This window comes from Mesomycoplasma hyopneumoniae J (assembly GCF_000008205.1).
Lineage (GTDB): Bacteria > Bacillota_I > Bacilli_A > Mycoplasmatales > Metamycoplasmataceae > Mesomycoplasma > Mesomycoplasma hyopneumoniae.
In genome coordinates this window covers 264,585-287,287 of sequence record NC_007295.1, presented here as the reverse complement: position 1 = coordinate 287,287, position 22,703 = coordinate 264,585, and the positions used below count along the sequence as shown (strand labels likewise).

Sequence of the window (22,703 nt, the reverse complement as noted above, 5' to 3'; positions counted from 1 at the left end):
GAAAAACTAATGAAATTACAGAATAAACGAATCAAAAATGTCCAAATTCAAATTTTTCGAAAAATCACTTTAATTGACTTACCAATCATTATGATTATGTTTTTTATTTCAGCTAGCATCAGTTTTGCTTTGCCAGAAGACATTTTTATTTTATGAAAAATTTTAATTTCTGCCTCTTTATTCTTTATTTTTACAGTTCCGTTAATAAAACACTATAAAAATTGAGGTCTTAAGGGTTATAAAATTCTTTGATATATAATTTTATACACTTCGCGGCCAAAAATTTATACAAAAACTTCAAAAACTAGTGCAAATACCGGAAATTTATTACCATATACGCGTGCAAAACAGGATTTTATCAAAGTTGGTGGCGGGTTTGTAGGAGGGATTGAGATTAATGGTCAGGATATTTTCAGTATTGGAACTGAAAAAATTGAACAGATTCTCCAGCAACTAACTGTCAGTCTTAATGCAATAAGCAATCGAATTTCAATTGTAAAAATTGCTCATCCTAATGATTTAACAAAAAATAAACTATTTTTTCTACGGTATCAAGATGAATGTCTTGAAAATTTAGGAGAAAATTTATGCTTGGAATATAAAAATGACATTGCTAATTTTGATACATATTTACATCACCGCTATTTTATTATTGTCTATGAAAAAAATGATGTTTCCTTGTTGCAACAGGTAAGTCTTCTGCGTGCAAATATTTCTTCGACTGGATTTCGTGCACGAATTGCACCATTGCGTGATCTACTTGATTTAAATTTAAAAATTATTAATTTTAACGACTTTTTAAATGATGAAGAATTTAATAACATCAGAAATGGCGATGATATTAGCAAATATTTAGCTCAAAATAAAATTGAATGATACCCAGAAAATTTTAAGATTAATGATATTTATTTTTCAGTTCAAAGTATCAATGAATATCCATTTAATTTACCGCTTGGCTGAGCGGCCCAACTTTTTTCGACAAACAGTAGCGTTGTTTGGCATCTAAATCGCCTAACTGCCACCGAAAAAGAAAATAGTTTTAATAAAGGGGCAAAAAATTTAGAATCAAACCTTAATGACCAAAAAAATGTTGTTCAAAAAACAAAAACAGCCACAGAACGTGCCGCTCTTGAAGAAATAATCAGCATTGCTGGCTCATCACGGGAAGAAATTTTCTATTCAACTTTTATTTTTTTAAACACCGCTGAGACAAAAAATCAACTAAAAGAAATTGAAAGTCAAAATCGGAATAATCTAAGAAATATTGGGGCAACTATCAATCCATTAAAATACCGACAATTGCAAGGTTTTGCATCACTTTTTTTTCGTTTTAGTAATTTTTTAAAAGAAGAAATTGAAATGCCGGCTAGCAATATTGCTTTTGGAATCCCGTTTACCTCACGAAATTTTAATGATGGAAATTATAATATCATCGGAATTAGCAAAACTGATTATACTCCGGTTTTTTTTGATCTTTTTCGGCAAAATCAAGACAGAAAAAATTCAAACTGTTTTATTTTAGGAACTTCGGGGGCTGGAAAATCAACGATGACAAAAAAATTACTAACATATAATAAGGCAATCAATAATTCCGTAATCGTTTTAGATCCACAAAATGAATATTGAAAAATTGGTGATAATTTAAATGCAAATCGAATTAATTTTGGTGGAGGAGATCTAACAATTTTTAATCCCTTGCAAATCCAAAAGGTTTTCAATCCCCAATCAAAACAAGAAGAAGCAGAAGATTTTAATAATTCAGAAACAATTGCCCTTCATTTGCAAAATTTAGAAAAATTTTTTGGAATTCTACTACCAAATTTAGAACATAAAATGGTCATGGCAGTTATTGAAACTATTAATGAAATGTATAAAAACCGCGGTTTTTATGTACTTTTTGAGGATGTTTGCCTTTTAGAACCAGATAAATTCCCTACAATTACTGATTTAATCCAAAAATTTCAAGAGTTAAATTTTGACTATATTACCGACTTTGAAAAGACAATTATTTTATCAACTTTGCGCTATGAATTTAACCAATATGGGAAATTAAACCGATTATTTAATGGCCACAGTACAAATTTAGATATCTCACGTGGATTGGTAATTTTTAATGTCTCGACTTTGATGCACCTGGAAAAACGAATTTACCAATCTGCTTTTTTTCTTGTTTTATCATTTATTGAAGGAAAAATTGCAACTAATTTCTATAAAAACCAAAAAATTGTATTAATTGTCGATGAAGCACACCGTTTTATTGACGAATCCAATACAATTGCCCTTGATTTTTTATTCAAAATTGCAAAAACTATCCGGAAATACAACGGTTCTTTAATAATTACTACGCAAAATCCGGGTGATTTTGCAATTAGTGGTGAAGCTGCTAGAAAATCTGAGGCAATTATTGAAAACTGCCAATATGCTTTCTTTTTTAACCTAAAGAGCAATGATATTGAAAAAGTTGACAAACTTTTTTCTTCCTCAGGCGGACTTACTAATGAAGAGAAAAAATTTATTGCTCTTTCTCAAATTGGCGAATTTATTTTTTCTTCAAACCTAAATGACCGTTATATTTGCTCAGGTTATTTTAACAAAATGGAGAAAAAATTATTTTTTGATAAAGGAGATAAATCAAATAAGGAGGAAAATTAATGATAAAAAAATTACCATTTTTTTTAACTGCTGCGGTAATTCCGTTGCCTTTTTTATCAATTAGCTTTCAAAAAAATAATGATTATTTTGAAATTAATGAATTAGTAAATCCAGTTACAAAATCAGAATCTGCAAGTTTTACAGCAGTAATTAGAAATTTTGAAGTTGATAGAAATGCAAATTCAGTATATTTTGAGTGAATTAAGGATAAAAACTATAACAAAAGCAAGGAAGTTCGTAAACTAGAATCATACTGATTTGATAAACAAATAGCAAATAAAATTTATTTACCCGGTTCAAAACCCGAAATTAGCCAAGAAAAATATGCACTTGAATATTGCCCTAATTTAGAAAATTGTCGTAATTGACAATTTTATAGAGATGAAAAAAAATTTAGAAACTGAAAACAGGAAACAATTTTTAATCTTTATGGTGAATATGATAAGTCAATTTTTGATCGAATTTCCCTAATAGTTGCAGGAATTAGAAAAAGTACAAATATAAAATACGAATTTGATATATCAGAAAGTTTGAATAAAGACATAAAAGAAAAATTTAGTAGACTTGAAAAAAATTTTGGAGCTAATAATTTTCGAATTTCAAACATAGTTTATCGAATTGGTTTTGAAATAATGGAAAATGAAATAAAGGATTTTGCGATAAATTTTAAATTTAACTATCAATATCAAAAACCGGTTTTAAAATTAAATACTGAACTTAAAGAATATTTAGGTGGTCTAAGAAAAAAATTTGATAATGAAGTTCTTAATAATAACAAAATTATTTTACCTGTTAGTACTAATGATGAAAATGGTAATGGAATTCGGAATTTTTCTCTAAATCCAAAATCAGAAATACTTGGAGAGATTCAAAAAAAAACCGAAGAGTATTCAAAATTATTATTCAAAGATCAAAAAAAATATAATTCATCACTGAAATTTAATATCAAAAGTGATACAAAAATCGAATTTTTACTGCATTTCCAACACCCAGACGATAAAAATTACTATGATTTTAAACTAAAAGATAATGTAAATATTAATTTTTTAACAAATATAGTTGAAAATCAAGATAAATTTTGAGAAAGGCTAACAATAATTCCCGGAAAAATTTATGAACAAAAGGATTATACACCAAAAATTGATAAACCAATTGAAATATTAAAAGCAAAAAATAAGGAAAGAAAGCAAAATTTTGACTATATTTATGGTGGAAAATGGGAATATCATGATAAAATTAAATTAAATTTTTTTGCAGATGAAAAAGAAAATGAAATATTATATGTAAATGATAAGCCAATTGATGTCCTTGATCGTAATTTCAATTATGAACTTGAAGATCTAAGACTAGACCAAAAAGATAAAAAAAACGCAATAAATAAGTACAAAGTTGAAATAAAAAAATTTGAAAAAAGTGATAAAACACAGGATAATTCCAAAATAATAGCGGTCTATGAAATTGAATTTGTAATCAAAGCGGCCAATTCAATAATGGATATTAAGTGGTTTGCATGAGATCCACAAAATAATAAAGAACAACAAAAATTAATTGAACCTTATCTAAAAGATGCATCTGGAAATCTAGTATATGATCAATTAGGCCTTAAAATAAAAAACCCTAAATTTGACCCATTAATTGATAAGGAAACTGGCACTAAGAAGGAAATTCTTTGAGTTTCAACTGGCAATAATTTTGATTCCTTGCCAGAAAATAGTAATTTTGCCCAGCTTCCAAGTGAGGTTTCACGTTTAAAATCAGGTTTTAATGCAGATTTTGGCTTTATTGCTGAAGGAAGTGTTAGTGGAAAAGGAGCGAATATAACCTTAAATTCTGCAGTTGAAAATGAAAAAATTTCATCATATAGATATAAAATTAACCCTAATAATCACGAAAAATTTGAACTTTTAAGCAAAAAAGATCATAAATCAGAAAAATTTGATATTACAAATAGTACAAATAAATACTTTTCAAATTCAGGAATTTGACTTTTTAGTTCAAATTTTGAAAAGGGAACATCTTCATATAAAATAGTTGCGATTGGCGAGAACTCAAATTCCCAACTTTTTAGTCAAATTTTTCCAAATAAAGCAATTATTCCGTTTTGGGAATCAAAAGTAGGACAAATTTTATCACAAAATTTAATGCTGCAAAAAATGTCCTGAGATGATATTAAAAAATTATCTTATGAAAAAATCCTGCTTTATTGGCGTAATTTCATTGAGAATTTAGTTAAAAAACAAGCAATTAAAAAAATTAATGCTAAATTAGACTCAAGTAATTTAATAAAAAATCGGATCATTTCAGCGATTAAAAAGAAAAAAATAATAGGAAATTCACAAAATTCAAAATTTAAACTTGGAAAAAATAATACAATTTTAGAAATTAATCCGGAAATGCAGGCTGATTTATTAAAAATAATGATCCGTGATATTGATGAAATTGCTGGTAATGAGCTAAAAATTGAAAATATTATTGAGAATCAAGATGGAACTTTTAATTTTGAAATAAATATTATAAATAAAAATGAGAAAAAAAATGGATTATTAGGTAAAAATGATGGTAAATTCACTTTTAAAAATATAAATATTAGTGAAACAGACCAGTATGAAAATAAAACAAAAATTGACTTTAAACTTGACAAAATTAATCTGTTAAGTGGCGAAAAAAATACAAATAATTATGCCGAAATTATCAATTATTTTTATTCTCAAGAAAATGGTGATAAAGTTGATATAGTTCTTGAAGAAGAAGATAATAAGATTTTTGCGAATTTTAAGGTAAAAGATGAATTTAAGAACAATTTTTTTCTGCAAAAGCCATTTATTTTACTTAGAAAATTGCCAGAAACAAGTGAAATTATTGAAGAATGGCAGAATATCTTTGAAAAACTTGATATTAGCAGAATAAATTTAGCTGGAGTTTCTAATCCTGAAAAAGCAAAAAAATTCATTCTTGATGAAATTGAAAAAAGTTGAACTAAGGAAAAATATAAATTTAATGCTGATTTTATTATCATAAATTTCGATGAAATTGTTGAAAAAGTAGTTAAAAATATAGAAGAAAGTGAGCAGATTCCGCATAAAGTTTGGGATCTAGAACTAAAAATAAAGCCAGATTCTAATAAAAAATTTTATGGCGGAAAAACAATTAAATTAGTCAATATTGTCGGAAGCTTAACAAATCCAAAAATTCATAATTTAGGTCAAATACGTGCAACGCAATTTAGTTTTTCTGTTGCAAAAAATAGTCAAAATCTCGAAAACGCATTAAGGGATCATGTCTATAATCTACTTTTACCAGAAGAAATTGATGCTAAAAAATATCTTTATATTCAAAACTTAGCTCAAATTGCTAACAATTTTCGAGCTAATCCAAACTTAGATAAGGCCACATTGATTTTGGAACCTGGCACTTCACAAATTGGTGGAAAAAAAGAGCTCACTGTTTTTAATTCAGATTTTTCACCAAATTTAAATGCTTCAAATTTAGCTAAAGGCGATCAAACAAAAAATATTTTTCAGAAAAAAACAACCTGATATTGAATAATCCCACTTTTTATTTTTATGATTCTTGGCTTTGGCTTTCTTGGTTTTTGAGTTTATAATAAATTTATCGCTAAATTTAAACATTAAAATATTTAAAAATCAAGACTTGGTAACTAAAAATACTATAAAATAAAATGCTTTTTGCATTTTTAGTTGTCATTATCATCTATTAGTGAATTAAAAAAGATTACCTTGTTGGTAATATTTTTTAAATTTTTAACCAAAAAATAAAATTACTAAAAAAATTTAATTACTGGGCTGGTGTTGTGTAAGTATTTGCAAAAAGATTTAGTCTTGAAATCTTTCTGTTTGCTTTATTTTTATGAAAAACACCTTTTGATTTTGCTTTTGAAATTTCTGAATGAGCTTTTGCTATCAAATCTGATTTATTAGATGCATCAGTACTTATGGCAATTTTCGCTTTTTTGATCGCTGTTTTTACACGGGATTTAATTGCATTATTTTTTGCGCGAGCCTTCTGCATTTTTGTAATTGACTTAATTTTTGACTTAATATTTGCCATTCTTTTTTTTCCTTTTTCGGTTTTTTTTTTTTTTTTTTTTGAAAAACAAAATAATTTTAGTTAATATCTATTATATATTAAATTATACAATAAAATACTGTTTTTTAAAAAAACTAAAATGTTTATAAAATGTTCCTTTTTAATATTCTACCTTGAAAATCATTTTGCGGATTGTGCTGATTTTGCCAGTATATTTTGGTAAATGCGCATCTCCAGGCAGAAAAATTAAAAATTCACCTTTTAATGGTTTTATTAAATTACGAGTTGAATCTTTTGCATAAAAAGCAACATCATCCTTCTCAGAATAATCGCTAATTTTATTTATTAATTTCTCGGAAAAATCAAAAAAATATTGCTCTTCTTCATCAAGGACAATATGAACATCCGCATATCTTCTATGATATTCATAAAGCGCGTTTGTATCATCAAAACTTGTAACATCGACATTAATTACAAATATTTTATTACCATCAATTTGAGTTTTTCCCGGAGGAATTTCATTTAAATTATTTTCTTTTAAAAAAACAGCTAATTTAGCAAAATTTTTATTTAGAAATGAATATTTATCAAAATTTTCTAGTTTATCATATATCATTTTTGCCCAACTACTTATAAAATTATATTCTAAATTATACCAAAAAAAATAATTTTTACTTATTTTTTGCTAATTTAGTTTTTGCCTATATCCTTCAAACCAAATTCAGCAAGTAAATTTTGGTCAATTTCAGTTGGTGAATCAAGCAATAGGTCTAAACCTTTTGAATTCACCGGAAAAGCAATAACATCACGGATCGAATTCGTTTTTCTTAAAATCATAATGAGCCGATCAAGGCCAAAAGCGAAGCCACCATGGGGAGGAACGCCGTAATTAAATGCGCGTAACAGCGCTCCAAATTGAGTATGAATTTGGTCTTGATCAAGCCCGAGAATTGTAAAAACTTGCTTTTGTAATTCCGCATTGTGGATTCGAATTGACCCTGAGCCTAATTCAAACCCATTAAGAACAAGATCATAGGCCTGAGCTTGGACTTTTAAAGGATTTTTATGCAAAAATTGTTGACTTTCTAAAGTTGGGGCAGTAAAAGGATGGTGAGCTGAGGTAAGTTTGTTATTTATATCTAATTCAAAAAGTGGCCAGTTAATAATTCAGGCAAATTTAAATTGATCCTCGTTAATCAGTTTATATTTTTTTGCGACTAAATTTCTAAGTGCTCCAAGTGCCTGCGAAGCAATCTTATAATCAGCAGCAATTAGAAATAGTGTGCCAGTGTGGTAGTTATTTTGCAAAATTCAGTTCTCAATTTTAGTTTTTATTAAGAGTTTTTCACTAGTTTTAAAGGAAAAATAAGTAATTTTTCCCTCAAAAATATGCAGGTATAAAAGTGTTTTTGCATTATTTTGTTGAATTTTTTCGACAAAAATTCGATATTCTGGTTTTGTAATTAAAACTTTTTCAAGGAAAAGTCCGCGAACTTTTCCTTGAAAAAGCAAGTCTATATCATTAAGAAAGTCTAAATCAAATAATTTAGTCTCAAAACGGAGATCAGGTTTGTCAGTTCCATAGTTCTTAATTGCTTCAAAATAAGTAAGTTTTGGGAAATCTATTGCTAAATTGGGAAAAATTTTTGTTCATAAATCACGTATTAGTGCTTCAATTTCCTCTGAAATTTTTTCAAAAGTGGGAAATCCAAATTCTAAATCAAGCTGTAAAAATTCAAATTGACGATCTTTTCTGAGATCTTCATCACGAAAAACACGAGCAAACTGGAAGTATTTTTCAAAAGCAGAAACCATTAAAAGCTGTTTATAAATTTGTGGTGATTGCGGAAGTGCGAAAAATTTGCCTTTTTGCCGTGTTGGAACTAAAAATGATCTAGCACCTTCTGGTGTTGATTTAGAAAGAATTGGAGTTTCAATTTCAATAAAGTTGTTTTTATATAAAAAACAACGAATATAATGGAAAATTTTATAACGAAATGTTAAATTTTCCTTCATTATTTGGCGTCGTAGATCCAAATAACGAAATTGAAGTCGTAAATCCTCGCTTACTTCTAGCTGATCGCTAATTTCAAAAGGAATCTGATCCGCTAATGAAATTGTCTCTAAATTATCAACTAGAATCTCAAGATCACCGTTATGAATTTTGGTATTTGGATTTATCCGCTGAGTAAGAATTCCTTGAACTTTGACAACAGATTCCTTGGTGAATCGATCAACTTTTGAATTTTGAGTTACAACAGCTTGAAAAATTCCTTGATAATCACGGATTATCACGAAACTTTTGCCTTTAATTTTCCTAATATTTTGTACTCAACCTTGAATTGTAACTGTTTTTCCGAGATCAGATTTGGATAAAGTTTTCGAATTATGCATTTTCACTCGCTTTGATAATTGAATTTAGATATTCAAAATTAATTTCAGTATATAAAATTTGTTCATTCTTTCCAGTTTGCAAATTTTTTAGAGAAATATAATTTTTTGCTTGATTTTTTTCAAAGAAAAAAACAAATTTAGCTCCAGATTTTTTGGCTAATTGAAAACCTTTACTTACTGAAAATGGTGTTTTATTTAAATCGACTAAAAAATTTTCTTTTCGTAATATTTTTGCTAATTTAAAATTTAGCAAAATTTCTTTATCGGTAAAACTTAATAAAAAAAAGTCAAGATTTTGCTCTTTTATGTTCTTTTTTGATTTTAGAATCTCAATTAAGCGTTCAATTCCAAAGGCCATTCCAATACTTTTAAAATTATTAAGCCCAAATTTTGTCGGCAAATTATTATAACAACCCCCTCCTACAAGCGCTAATTTTGTCCCAAGTGTTTGTGAAGTATCAATAAATTCAAAAACAAAATCATCATAATAATCAAGACCACGGACTAAATTATAATCAACTTTATAGCTGATTTTAAATTCTTCCAGAATTGAAGTTATTCTATTAAAAATATTTTTATCTTCCATTGTTCAAAAAGTATTTATTTTAGGAGCTAATTTGACAAATTCTTTTTCCTGTTCAATTTTATCATCAAGAATCCGTAGTGGATTTTTCTTAATCCGTATTTTTGAAATTGGCTCAAGTTTATCACTGAATTTTTCAAAATATTGGGCCAAATTTTTTTCATAAATATTCCTTGTTGTTAGATTCGAAAGGAAATTAATTTTAAGTTCATATTCATTTATCCCAAGGTCTTTAAAAATCGATTTAATTAAAAGAATAATTTCAAGAATTTGGAATTCCAGTGAATCTTTTTTATAATTAATAATTTCAAATCCGGCTTGATAAAACTGACGAAATCGACCTTTTTGAGGGTTTTCATAGCGAAACATTGGGCCAAAATAGAAAAATTTCTTTTCTGTTTGGAATAATTTATGCTGGGCTACCGAGCGCATAATTGGGGCTGTACCTTCAGGTCTTAGTGCCAATTCACGTCCTGATTTATCAAAAAATTTATATAATTCTTTACTTACAATATCTGCGATTTGATTTGTTGTTAGAAAAATATTTGCATATTCAAAAATTGGTGTTTCAATATAAGAAAAATTAAATTTTTTTGCCTGATTAAAAAAAACTTTACGAACATCAATGAAAATTTTAGCACCTTGGCCAAAGAAATCATAGGTTCCTTTTGGGCATAAATTTAACTTTTTTTTCACTTTTTACCTTTTTTTAAGTTATCAAATAAAATATTAGAAAAAAATCAACATTTTTGATTTTCCCCACAATAGAAAAAGTTGATTTATATTATTTTTCATAATCATTAATATTTGCGAAAGTTTGTTCATAAATTTTTTGGACATTTCAGTATTTTTTATTGATTCTCATCTCTTTTTTACGATTACGGTATGATTCAAGAATAATCCAAATGCGGGTTGCGATAAATAAGGAGGAATATGTTCCAATTATCACACCAATTAACATCGTCAGGCTAAAGACAATATCAATTGATTCATAAAAAATCATTAAAACAACAATTGTTAAAATGGTTGTCAAGGATGTATATACCGACCTTTTTGCTGTTTCTCTAATTGCTTGTAAGGAAATTTCTTTAATTTTATCAAATTTATAAACATTTTCATGATTTATTTCTGAAAATCTTGCTTTTACTCTATCAAAAACCACGATTGTATCATTTACTGTATAACCAATTAAAGTAAGAATTGCAACAACTAAATTCTGCGATATTTCGATCCGTGTAATAATAATTGCTAGCAAAACCATTAAAACATTAAAAAGAAGTGAGAAAATTATTGCAAGCGAAAAAGTCCATTTAAACCTAATTAGCGTAAAAATAGTTACAAAAATAAGTGCGATTCCAACTGAAAGAATTGCATTGAAAATTAATTTTTGAGCTTCTTCATTCGAAATTGAATAATTTGTCATTCGAATATTAGAAAAATTATTCTGGATTGCCGTATTTAATGAGGCAATTTTTGTTGCTAGATCAAGTTTTGTTTTAATTTCAAGATTAAAAATATTTCCATTTTCATTTAATGGATTAAGCAAAATTGTTGAATTTGACTTGTTTATATTTTGTGAATCAAGAAAACTAATTATTTTTTCGGCTTTTTCCTTTGTAATTAAATCATAACTTGAATTTGAGCTTTCAATTAAAAAGTTAGTTCCGCCACTAAAATCAATTGCTAAATTAAATCCTGAACCAAATGATCTATAAATTCCGGCAAAAACTGCAAAAACTATTATTGAACCTAAAAACAAAATAAGCGGCAATCATCTCGTATATTTATAAATTTTTTCATAATCAATTTGTGAATAAATTGAATTATAACCGCGTTGATATTTTCTAAGATAATATTTTTTGATACCTAATAGTCAAAGTTTTTTTTCATTATTTTGGAAAAAGTTTGCCTTAAGAATAAAGCTGGTAAAAAATTTTGTAAAGCCGATTGTTACTATTAAAGTGAAAATAATTGAAAAAATCAAAGTAATCGAGAAACTTTTAACATTTTTAGTACCAAAAAAGAACAGAACAAGTGCTGCAATTAGTGTTGTAATATTTGAATCAAGAATTGCATTAAAAGACAATCGATTAGCTTGATAATTTGCTTTTAAAACAGAATTTCCTGAATAAATTCGGGATTTAAATACCTCAAAACTAATAACATTTGCATCAATATTCATTCCAATTCCCACAACTAAGGCTGAAATTGTAATCGGCGAATATTCACCTCTGACAATTGTGAAAAAAAGTAATGTTAGAAATACATATAATGAAAGCGAAATTGTTGCAAGCGCACCTAAAAGCCCGTAATTTATTAACAAAAATAAAGAAATTATTGCAATTGCAAGCCCAATTGCAATTCAACCCGCAATAAAAACTGAATCTGATTTTGTTTTGCTAACAAAAGATGCTGATAAAAAATCTAGTTTATAATCAGCTGTTCCATAATTTATATCAAGGGCCAATTGTTTTGCTTCTTGAGGGGTAAATCTTCCAGTAATTACAAAGGATTTTCCATTTAGCGCTTGGGAAACGGTTGCATCGGAAATCAAATATTTTTTCGCATCAAATTGATATTTTTTAAGTTCTGGTTGTAAAATTTTATTGCCCTGAAGAAATTCAGGGGTAGTTTTCTCGCCAACATGGACAAAATTATAAATATTTTCGCCGGATTTTGCTCATTGGGCAGGGAATTTTTCTTTTGCAATCTTTTTTAATTCAACAATATTTGATCAAATCAAAATTCGATTCTTACCATGACCTAATTTTGAAATATACTCTGTTGCTTTTGATCACTCAAGTTGAGCTTTTTTATCTTTTAGCTCAATTAATACTTGATTATTTGCCGGATTTTGTGGATTTGGTTGTGAAATTGCAGAACCTGGAGCAAAAGGAACAATCCAATTTGTTTCGTTTCCCTGGTCTAATTTAAGGTTTTTATCAAATTTTCCTTCAAAAAAAAGTGGATTTGTATCAACATCAGTAATGGTTAAAACTGGTTTATTAACAATTTCTTGAATAAAAGTGTCTAATTCACGATTATTAGAAATTTTATTACGGGAAATTCTAATCCGACCTTCGCCTTCAGTGAAAACGCTTGTCCCACTAAGATTAGCTCCTCCAGTTAGGCGTTGAAAAATTGCTGCATCAGCTTCTTTTACAACTTTAGATGATGGAATTTTTCCATCTAAAGTTTTAACTTGAACTAAAACTTCAGCCCCACCACCATATTCAATTGAACGATTAATATTTTTAGAAATATAAAAATTTGAAACCAAAAAAATCCCACTTCCAAGAAGCGCAAAAGTCAAAAAAGCAAGAAAAAAGCGCTTTCAACTATTAAGCGAAAACAACTTAGCAAAAAAAGTACCTAATTTCATGCTTTTCCTTTCTCGAGTTTACAATTATATCATATTTTAATAATATGAATAAGTATTTTTATGGTTTTTTTGACGAAAAGGTTAGAAGAAAGCTAATTAACAAAAATATTATCAAATTTTTCAAAATTTTCAAGCTTTTCTTATAAATTTTTTAATATAAATTAGTTAGAATTTTAATTAGTGAAAAAAATTATGAAATCCGAAAAACTTATTAAAAAATTCCTTCCATATTTCTTTAAAGTTTGACCATTTTTTGGATGTTTTTAAAAAATAATTGGGTATATTTTAATATTTTTTTAATGATTTAATAATTTAATATGTTTTTTATATTATTGTGCAAAAATATATTTAAATATAATAAAATTACCATAAAAGCGTGACTAAAGATGAATTTTACTATTTTTGATTAAAAAGAAATACTAAAAATGAAAAAACACTATAAATTAAAGGCTAATTTTAAAATTAAAAATTCATAAAAATTAACTAATATGATAAAATAATATTATTTTAAAGTAGTTTTATATGTTATGCTAGAAGATAAGAATAGCCGAATAATCAAAGAAATTTTAATGAAATATTCTATGAATATAAGCCGGTATCGGTGACAGGATCAAAAGTTTTTAACTAAGAAATTAGATAAAATATACTTTGTTTTAAAAATTTTTTGGACTATTTTTTTCTCATTAACTTGTGTTTTTTTAACAATTACTTTGATTATTATGCTGGGTTCCCTAAAATCTTATATACAAACAAAACGAATAAATCCTGATATTTTGCCGTTATTATACACCGGTGTTGCTTGTTTTATTACATTTTTCATTTTTGGATTTACTAGTATTATTTTTTGCCGATTAAATCCAGAAAAAAAATTTGTTCTAGATTTTAATAAGTGAATAATGAAAAAAATGATTTTTGAAATGGATTTTCAATTTGAAAGTATAAAAAAAATTGAGTTTGCCCCGACTAACGAAGATATTAAATTAATAAAAGAGTTTTTATTAAATCCTAATTTAGAAACAGCCGAGAATTTAAAGGAAAAAGATGAAAGCAAAATAGATTTTATTTTTGATGCAGTTACTCTTGAGTCACATTTTAAGATAACCACAACAAAAAATTTAGTTTTTTATCTAAAATACGCGCGAATAGTTACTAATTTCCAAAATTATGAAAATGAAAATTTTTTAATTATTGACTCAAAATTTATCAATGGTGAAAATAAAAAACTTTTAGAACAAGTAAAATTTAAGTTTTTAAAGGAAAAACAGGAAAAATTCTATTTTTTAAATCCGAATAGACCTTTAAATATTTTTAAAGTTTTGGTTGAAAAGTCCACTTTTTCAAATATAATTAAAGTATTAAAACTTGAAATTGACAAGAAATTTTATCAGCTTGATCAATTAGCAAAAATTATAAATAATGAGGTGATTCATGAAGAAAATTCTATTTAATTTAGGTGATTTATCTCAACTTCCAGGGATTTTTGTCCCTGTCTATCAAGTTAGAAATATGGATATTTATCAAAGTAGAAATCCTCTGATAATTTCAAAACCAATTGATACTACACCGCCTATTAAAATTTTGGCTGATAACATTGAAAGTATTTCTATGTTAGAAAGATTTGATAAAAATTTTACAAAAATGCAAGAATTAATAGAAGATGTAGATTTTTCAAAATTTAGTGAAGTAGAAGAATATTTAAATTTTAACCTGGATAATTTTAATGATATTGAACAAAGAATAAGATTTAAAAAAGAATTTTATGAGAACTTAGAAGCGATAAAGTCAAAAAGAATAACATCAACAGATGCTCTTAATTTATATTTTCAGCATTCAAATTTACCACTTGTTAATACTCAAACACCAGAAATTCAAGAAAACAATTATGAAAACGATTTAATAAAAGAGGAAATGAATAGAAGCAAACCAAAAAGCCAAAAAAATTCTAATAATCTATCTGAAAAGAGCAATACTGCTAAAAAATTAACAAAAAATGAAGAAAAAAAATAATTGATGCAATACTAAATGATTCAGAGTGGGAAGAAAAATTTTTAAAATTACAAAATGAAACAAAGGAATCAAAGAAGCAATTTGAGAAATTTTTAGGTAAATATCAAAGATTTTATAATGCAACAAAAGGGCTAAATATAACATCTGCAGTTTTAGCGGGGACAGCTTGAGCACTTGTTGCAACTTATACAGGTTTGGCTTTTTGAACTTTTGGAGCAACCGCTCCGCTTGCCGCAGCTGCTTCGATACAAGCATCAATAATGACATATTTTGTATGAGAATCTTTTAAAATCCAGAAAGAAATGGATGAAGATTGAGAAAAAATAAATCAATTTAAAAACTCCTCTGAATATGAAAGAATCATAAAATTTTCGGGAATGTCATTTTATGAATTTAAGGATCAATTAAGAGAAGAAATTACAGAGCGTGGTATGGATTTAGGTTTTTATTATAATATTGCAAATCTTTCTACAGCAACAAATCCAATACGAATATTAATCAAACAACAAATAGAAAAAATAATGGAAAAAACAATCATAAAAATTATTGGCAGAAAAATAAGCGATGAAATTACAAAAGAAACAATTGCTAAATTATTAATAAAAAAAACTATATTTCTAAAATGGATTAAGAATGCCTATAAAATAATAAAACAACTTACAATTAAAACCGCGGCAAAACGCGGACTTTTAATGAGTGTTGGTTATGTAAATCCGATAAGTGCAGCGCTAAATATTCTCGATACTTTAAACTCAATTGTCTCGGTTGTAACTACAATGGTAATTTCAGCAGAACTTCAAGAAAGCAAATAAAAAATGCAAAAAAAAGAAATTGAGAAATGAGTTCTTTTTTTTAATTGAAAAATCAGGAAAAATAAGTCAATTTTTTTGATTTTTTCGCTGTTTTTTCTTGTATTTTTTATCTTGCTAACCTCAATTTTATTATTAGAATTTGATATAAAACCTTTTATTAAAAAAAATTCAAAATTTATCAAAAATGTTAATGATAGATTATTGGTAATTAATACATTTTTGATATTTTTGCTTGTTTTTTGTATAATTTTACTAGTTTTACTTATCTGATTTGGATTGGAAAGCAAAAAAAAGTATCGACAAAATCATCTTTTTTTAAAAGGCTTATCTCTCCATTTTGAAACCGAATTTATTAAAACTAATTTTCTAATTGAAAATAAATTCTGAATTGAATTTCGAGATTTTAAGGAAGAAAACGGGGAAAAAATCTCAAAATTTGACCAATTTTATAATAACACGATTATATTCAGTAAATTTTTTTTAAATAAAATGTCAAATTTTATTTCTAAATACAAATACAATTTATTAGAAATTGATATTTTTGCCAATGATTTTAAATTACGGGATTACAAGTTAAATTATTTTGAGGAAGTAAAAAAAATCCATAATAATTTATTTGTTTTATCTACTTTATCTTATATTTTTTTAACACTTTTTTGATCAGCGGCTACTGTTACTATTTTTAAAATGGGTTTTCAATTTTCATTTTTCAAAAATATCAGAAATGATTATGATATATTGATTGAATATGCCGGAATTGGCACTTTAATTATCACTTGAACACTACTTTCTTTTGCCGCAGTTCCCTTCTGATTTCTTCGTTTTAATTACCTAAGGGAATATTTTATTATTTTTTATAAGGTTTTTGCTATCGGTTTTGCTGAATTTGAGAAAGTTGATAATTTTGAAGAAAATGAAGAATTTAAAAATAGTTTATATCTTGCAATCAAAAAAGGAGAAGGAATTATAAGACCATTTGATCTTGACAGGGATATTAGTAATTGATCAACGGGCTGAGGAATATTTTCAAGATCGATGGCAAAATTCTGATTTTGGAAATAAATCAAATTTTTTCTTAAATTTTAATTAAAATTAAAGAAAAAATTTGGATAAAATATAAAAAAAATTAGAAGTATTTAACTTCTAATTTTTTGTTATTTTTATTTTTTTAATTATTTAATTTCAAGCCAGTCTGGATAATTTATTTCCTTAATTTGCTTATCTTGAAATGATTCTTGTGCTTTTTTAAGTGCAATTATATTTACTAATGCCTCATCTAGTTGCGTTTTATCATAATTTTTTTCAATGATTTTATTGACAAAATCATTTAGTTCAGCAATATAAGCATCCTTAAAACGGGAGTTAAAATTCCGGTGGTAATTATGAACTGCGCCAGCAGAATTTAGACTAATTACGTTATTTTTTGCATCAATTAGGCCAATATTTAGATGGCCAGTTGTTCCAATTAGTTCCGCTTGGGCTTGATAACCTTGAGGGCCAATCCGGCTTGCTGTCATTATTCCAATTGATCCATTATGAAATTCAAACATGGCCGCAACCACATCGCCATCATTTCAAGTGCGAAATTCTTGATATTTATAAGCATCACCAAGTGATCAAACTCGTTTTGGATAAGAATTTAAATACCAAATCATCAAATCAAGATCATGAGCGCCTACATCAATAAATTGACCACCAGAGGTTGGTCCAAAATAAAACATATTTTTAATATCTTTTTCTGGATCTTGGGAAAGAGTTCTTACATAAAAAACTTTACCGATCTGATTTTGGTCTACTAATTGTTTTGCATAGTGAAAATCTTTATCATAACGACGCATAAAGCCGATTTGAATTACTTGATTTTGATAGTTTTTTGCTAATTTTACTAAATTATAAATTTCTTCAAGATTTGTTCCTAATGGTTTTTCGCAAAAAACATGTTTTTTTGCTCTAAGGGCATCAAGAATATTCTGGGGATGATAAGGGGTAGGACTTACAATAATAACAGCATCAATTTCTTGATTTTCAAGCATTTTTTCATAAGAATTATACCAAAAAGGAATATTTCATAATTTAGCATAATTTTTTGCTGTCTCATCAAGGGAACAAAGTGCGATTAATTCAGCATTTTGGATTTTATCTAAAAGGTTTTCAGCATGGCTTAGACCCATTCGTCCTAGTCCTAAAACACCGACTTTAATTTTTGCTTTTTTCATAAATTATCCTTGTTTTTATAGATTAATTTACCTTTTGGAGTATCCCATTTTCATCGGCTTGAAGTTTTTCGCCTTTTCCATCTGGTCCTTTCCAGAAAAGTTTTGTTCCTACTTTAAAATAATATCCTTGCTCAACTTGATCATCAGGATTTTTATCTTTATCAAGCTGAGGAAATTGTGAATAAAAATCAGAATATTTACTTGTTTTTCATTGATCTTTAAGAATTTTTTCTGCAATTATTAAAGAAAGTCTTCCTAAAAGATCAGTATCTTGTTCAACAGTTGCTGATAATTTATTATTTAATACCGCTTTTTGAGCATCATTTGTATAATCAACTCCGGTAATATAAACTTTTCCTGAACCTGGAAGGAATTTATCTCCACCTCCTAATGGAATCTGGGCACTTTCAAGGGCAGAAATTGAACCTAAGGCAGCTTCATCATTAGTCCCAAAAACCAAAAGTGGCCTTTTTTGAGCATCTTGGAATACTTGCGTTGCATCATTTGCAACTCTTTGATTTGCTAGATCGCGATTATCATCAGCTTGTCTTCCGATGTAAGTTTTTCCATTTGCATTTTCTTTTCCATATTTTCCATAGGAAAAAAGGTTGTATTTTATTGCTTGATTATTTAGATTTTTAACTGTTTCAATAAACCCTTGTGCCCGGGATTCACCTGATTCAGTTCCGGGAATTCCATAGACTGAATAAGTAAGTGAATCTTGAGGAAGTCCAATTTTTTGGGCCATAAACTGGGCAAGAATTACTCCTGCTTGTTTATTATCAGAAGCAATATTGGCTTCAACTTTAATTTTTGCTTCTAAGGCTTTTGGCGAATTTAGTAAATGATCAGTGGCAATTACCGGAATTCCAGCTTGATTTAATTTTTTAACAGCTGAGATTCCTGAATCTTCATTAACATCGTTAAAAATTACAACTTTTTGTTGTTTTGCAATAATATTTGAAATATTTCTTGCTTCTTTATCCGAGTCATTTTCAGAGTCATAGACTTCATAGTCAACTCCTAATTCTTTTGCTGCTGTTTCAATCCCTTTTTCAACATTTTGGAAAAAAGGATTATTTCTTGTTGAAAAAACAACAGCAACTGGGGCAACTTTGGCAGTTGTATTCGACCTTGAAGCTATCCCAAAAGCGGTTCCAAAATAAATTGCAATCGCAGCGATAAGCCCAAGTACTCAATATAATGTTCTAATAAATAATTTGGACATAAAAGTTTTAAATTTTTCCTTTCTAAATTTTTACTAAAACTTTGTAATAAAGTTTGGATAATCTTTCATTGATATGATATTTTTGATCAAAAAGAATTGCAAGGACAATAATAATTCCTTTTGCGACTAACTGGAAGTTAGAGTCTAATTGGAAAAATGAGAAGGTATTTAATAATAAAGCCATTGCAAACCATCCAATAATCGTTTTTCCAACCCCTCCTTTTCCACCAGTAAGAGCTGTTCCCCCTAAAACAACGGCGGTTACAGTATCAAGTTCAAAACCATAACCGGTATTAGGAGATACCGAAGTTGTCCCAGATGAGATTGAAAGGGCACCTAAAATCGCAAAGATTCCGGAAAACATATAAACTAAAATTAAAATTTTATTATTTTTAATCCCTGAAAATGTAGCTGCAACTGGATTATCACCAACAGCATAGACATATCTTCCAAATTTTGAAAACTTAATAAAAAAGATTAAAACTGCAACGGTGATAATAAATACAAGAACCAAAACCGAGAAATTAGAGCCTAAATTATAGTTAAAAAAGTTAAAAATTGGATCTTGAGCATTAGTGATCGGTGTCCCTTTTAATAAAATCGCAATTGCCCCTCGAAGTGATAAAAGTCCGGCAAGAGTGACAATAAAAGGTGGAATTTTAAATTTTGAGATCAAAATTCCATTTAAAATTCCTATTGCAGCTAAAATAATGATCAAAATAAATAAGACAGCAACAAAATGAAGTCCTAATTTAACTGTTAAAAGCAGGTAAATCGTGGCGCCAAAACCAATTAGAGACCCAACTGAAAGATCAATTCCACCAGTTAGAATCACTAAAGTTTGACCTAAGGCGATAAATCCAATAAAAATATTATTTTTTAAAATCGCAACAAATCAGTTATAAGAACTAAAAAAATTAACATTTAAAGCTCCGGTAATAAAGGCGATAATTAAAAACAAAATTAATAATTTTGTATTATTTAAGGATTTTTTGGCTCTTTCAACATTGTTAATGAACCGATCTTGTTCTCTGAATTTTAAAAAGTTTCAGATTTTTGTAGCCATTCTCATTTTTGGATGAACCATTTGTGCTTGTTTTTGCAGCATTTTTACTTCTTTTAGATAGGATAATTCAATATTTTTCTTCTGATCTAAAAAAGTATTTTTTCCAATTTTTCGTAGAGAAAAATCAGTTTCTAAAGTTTCTAATTTTGCTTTTGTATGACGATTAAGAACTCTTAGATCTTGGGCAAGTTTTTCTTGTCTTGAGCTAAAAAAACTTGGATCGGTTTCACCAATTTGCTGAAATTGTTTGCTTATTTTATTGATTTGATTCTTGGAATCTTGATGAATATAATCCATAAAATTTTTATGGAGAGCTTCTTTTTTAGCGATCTCTTTTTCGTATTTAACTCGCTGTTTTTCTAAAAATTCATCCGCTTTACGTTTTTTAGCTTCGGCCTTAGTTTTAATTTCTTTAATTTGTTGATCAATCTGCTTTTGTAGATGAATTTTTTGGGATTCAAAACTTGCTTGATCGAGAGCTAAATTTAGATATTGATTCTCAAGATTTTCTAAGGCTTTTTGAGCAAGTCTAATTTGTTTTTGGGCTTTTTTTTCAATAAAATCCTTTCGATCATCAGTTGAGACTTTAAGGTTAAAAAAATCATCATGTCAAGCATAAATTGCTGTATCTAATTTTTCTTGGTTAAATTCGATTCTTTTTTTATAATAGCTTCTTATCTCGGCAATTTTTGCTTCCCGGGAGAAAAAATCAAGTGAATCGACAAACTCAAAATGATGTTCTTTTTTCAATTTGCTACAGACTTTTACCATCTAATTTCCTTTCTATAAATTAAGTGAATATTTCATTATATTTTGATCGGTAATTTGCGGGCCAACTAATTCACTTGTAATTCTGCCTTCATACATTGTAATTACCCGATCAGCGATTCCGATAACCTCTTGCATATCCGAAGAAATTATCATAATTGTTTTATTTTCTTGTTTTAATTGGTGAATTAAATTATAAATTTCCTTTCTTGCGCCAACATCGACTCCGCGAGTTGGTTCATCGAGGATGAAAACTTGCGGTTGGGTTGCAAGCCCTTTTGCAAGTGAAACTTTTTGTTGATTTCCACCTGATAAAGAAGTTAATGGCGTATCTTGTGAAGTTGTTTTGATCTTTAATTGTTTAATATAATGATTTGTAGTTTTAGTTATTTTTGCTTTTGAGACAAAAGGAAGGAAAGAAAAAATCTGATTTGAGCCAAGAGAAGAAATTGTGATATTAAAATTAATTGGTAAATTAACATTTAGACCAATTTGTTTCCTATTTTCAGAAAGATAATAAATTCCATGATCAAGACTGTCCTTAATATTTTTTGGGCGAAATTCTTGACCATTTAGTTCAATATGACCATTTAAATAAGGCATATCGCCAATTAAAGTTCTAGCTAATTCAGTTCGACCTGAACTTACAAGGCCATAAAAAACTAAAATTTCACCTGGTTTGATTTCAAAACTGATATTAGAAACTTTATCATTTGATAAATTTCTAACTAAAAACGATGGTTTTTTACTTCTAACCGGCGTTTTTTCGGGATAGCGCTGCTCGATATCAAAACCGACCATTAAAGAAATAATCTCATCTTCGTTTTTAAATTCATTTATTGGCTTACTTTCAATATACATTCCGTTTCGAATCACAGTGATAAATTCACAAGTTTTCTTAATTTCTTCCATTCTATGGGTAATTCAGACGATTGCAATTCCTTGTTTTTTAAGTTTTTCAACAAGCAGATAAAGTTTTTGGGTATCTTTTTCGGTTAGAACCGAAGTCGGTTCATCAAAAATGATAATTTCCGGTTTTTGGGATAAAGCTTTGGCGATTTCGATAAATTGCTTTTGTGAGATCGAAAGCGAAGAAACAAGTGCTTTTGGACTAAATTCAGCCCCTAAAGTATCTAAAAGTTTTTTTGCTTCTTCATCTTGTTTTTTATAATCTAAAAGTCCAAAGGAATTCCGAAATTCCCGTCCCAGGAAAATGTTCTGGGAAACACTTAGGCTTTCAACTAAATTTTGCTCTTGGTGAATAATGGCAATTCCTTGTTTTTGGGAATTAATTACCCCGGAAAATTCAACTTTTTGATTGCAAATATTATCACTACAAAAGTTCATTTTCCCTGAATCAGGTTGATAAACCCCACTTAAAACTTTCATCAGACTTGATTTTCCCGCCCCATTTTCGCCAATTAGGGCGACTGCTGCGCCTTTATAAAGTTCTAAATTCATATTTTTTAGAACTTTAACAGGGCCAAAACTTAAATTGATTTTCTCAAGTTTAAAAAATAATGGATGTTTTTGGATAGAATTCAATAT

The 22,703-nt window shown here is 27.8% G+C and carries 15 protein-coding genes; 6 read left to right on the top strand and 9 right to left on the bottom strand.

Features of this window, described 5'->3' with window-relative positions; translation table 4 throughout:
* The first annotated feature begins 9 nt into the window (after nt 1-9).
* Nucleotides 10-2,652 carry an Mbov_0397 family ICE element conjugal transfer ATPase gene (locus tag MHJ_RS01295; protein ID WP_044284613.1) on the top strand — a complete coding sequence of 881 codons (2,643 nt, stop codon included), beginning with the start codon at nt 10-12 and terminating at the stop codon, nt 2,650-2,652.
* On the top strand, nt 2,652-6,284 hold the full coding sequence (locus MHJ_RS01290; RefSeq protein ID WP_044284612.1) for an Mbov_0399 family ICE element protein: 3,633 nt from the start codon (nt 2,652-2,654) through the stop codon (nt 6,282-6,284). Before MHJ_RS01295 ends, MHJ_RS01290 begins: the two co-directional genes overlap by 1 nt.
* 163 nt (nt 6,285-6,447) lie before the next feature.
* On the opposite strand, the gene rpsT is transcribed toward MHJ_RS01290, so the two are convergent.
* From rpsT to secDF, 5 genes are all read right to left on the bottom strand, one after another.
* Nucleotides 6,448-6,720, bottom strand: coding sequence for a 30S ribosomal protein S20 (rpsT, locus tag MHJ_RS01285; protein WP_011284019.1), 273 nt, complete (start codon nt 6,718-6,720; stop codon nt 6,448-6,450).
* A gap of 139 nt (nt 6,721-6,859) precedes the next feature.
* Complete coding sequence (locus MHJ_RS01280) at nt 6,860-7,315, bottom strand: YhcH/YjgK/YiaL family protein (protein WP_011284018.1); 456 nt, start codon at nt 7,313-7,315, stop codon at nt 6,860-6,862.
* 74 nt (nt 7,316-7,389) lie between these two features.
* Nucleotides 7,390-9,093, bottom strand: a complete 1,704-nt coding sequence (gene aspS / locus MHJ_RS01275; RefSeq protein ID WP_044284611.1) for an aspartate--tRNA ligase — start codon at nt 9,091-9,093, stop codon at nt 7,390-7,392.
* Nucleotides 9,086-10,372 (bottom strand): histidine--tRNA ligase, encoded by a 1,287-nt coding sequence (hisS, locus tag MHJ_RS01270; protein ID WP_011284016.1) that lies wholly within the window; start codon nt 10,370-10,372, stop codon nt 9,086-9,088. Before hisS ends, aspS begins: the two co-directional genes overlap by 8 nt.
* Nucleotides 10,373-10,460: 88 nt before the next feature.
* Nucleotides 10,461-13,058, bottom strand: a complete 2,598-nt coding sequence (gene secDF, locus MHJ_RS01265) for a protein translocase subunit SecDF (protein WP_011284015.1) — start codon at nt 13,056-13,058, stop codon at nt 10,461-10,463.
* A gap of 719 nt (nt 13,059-13,777) precedes the next feature.
* On the opposite strand from secDF, the gene MHJ_RS01260 reads away from it, so the two are divergent.
* The 4 genes from MHJ_RS01260 (at nt 13,778) to MHJ_RS01245 (ending at nt 16,939) form a co-directional block, all read left to right on the top strand.
* Nucleotides 13,778-14,506 (top strand): hypothetical protein, encoded by a 729-nt coding sequence (locus tag MHJ_RS01260; protein WP_237697235.1) that lies wholly within the window; start codon nt 13,778-13,780, stop codon nt 14,504-14,506.
* Nucleotides 14,487-15,065, top strand: coding sequence for a hypothetical protein (locus MHJ_RS01255; protein WP_193325079.1), 579 nt, complete (start codon nt 14,487-14,489; stop codon nt 15,063-15,065). The genes MHJ_RS01260 and MHJ_RS01255 overlap by 20 nt, the downstream gene beginning before the upstream one ends.
* A 194-nt stretch (nt 15,066-15,259) precedes the next feature.
* On the top strand, nt 15,260-15,877 hold the full coding sequence (locus MHJ_RS01250) for a hypothetical protein (RefSeq protein ID WP_237697234.1): 618 nt from the start codon (nt 15,260-15,262) through the stop codon (nt 15,875-15,877).
* A 3-nt stretch (nt 15,878-15,880) separates the two neighbouring features.
* Nucleotides 15,881-16,939 carry a hypothetical protein gene (locus MHJ_RS01245; RefSeq protein ID WP_011284011.1) on the top strand — a complete coding sequence of 353 codons (1,059 nt, stop codon included), beginning with the start codon at nt 15,881-15,883 and terminating at the stop codon, nt 16,937-16,939.
* Between the two features lie 110 nt (nt 16,940-17,049).
* Here the strand turns inward: MHJ_RS01245 and MHJ_RS01240 are convergent, their stop codons facing one another.
* From MHJ_RS01240 to MHJ_RS01225, 4 genes are read right to left on the bottom strand one after another with little or no spacing between them, the layout of a single operon-like run.
* Complete coding sequence (locus tag MHJ_RS01240) at nt 17,050-18,093, bottom strand: Gfo/Idh/MocA family oxidoreductase (protein ID WP_011284010.1); 1,044 nt, start codon at nt 18,091-18,093, stop codon at nt 17,050-17,052.
* 22 nt (nt 18,094-18,115) lie between these two features.
* Nucleotides 18,116-19,321, bottom strand: coding sequence for a D-ribose ABC transporter substrate-binding protein (locus MHJ_RS01235; RefSeq protein ID WP_011205983.1), 1,206 nt, complete (start codon nt 19,319-19,321; stop codon nt 18,116-18,118).
* Nucleotides 19,322-19,343: 22 nt separating this feature from the next.
* Entirely contained in the window at nt 19,344-21,158 is a 1,815-nt protein-coding gene (locus tag MHJ_RS03835) for an ABC transporter permease (protein ID WP_237697233.1), read from the bottom strand.
* Between the two features lie 12 nt (nt 21,159-21,170).
* The gene (locus tag MHJ_RS01225) at nt 21,171-22,700 is read right to left on the bottom strand and encodes a sugar ABC transporter ATP-binding protein (RefSeq protein ID WP_014579703.1); all 1,530 of its coding nucleotides are present in this window, start codon (nt 22,698-22,700) and stop codon (nt 21,171-21,173) included.
* Nucleotides 22,701-22,703 lie beyond the last annotated feature (3 nt).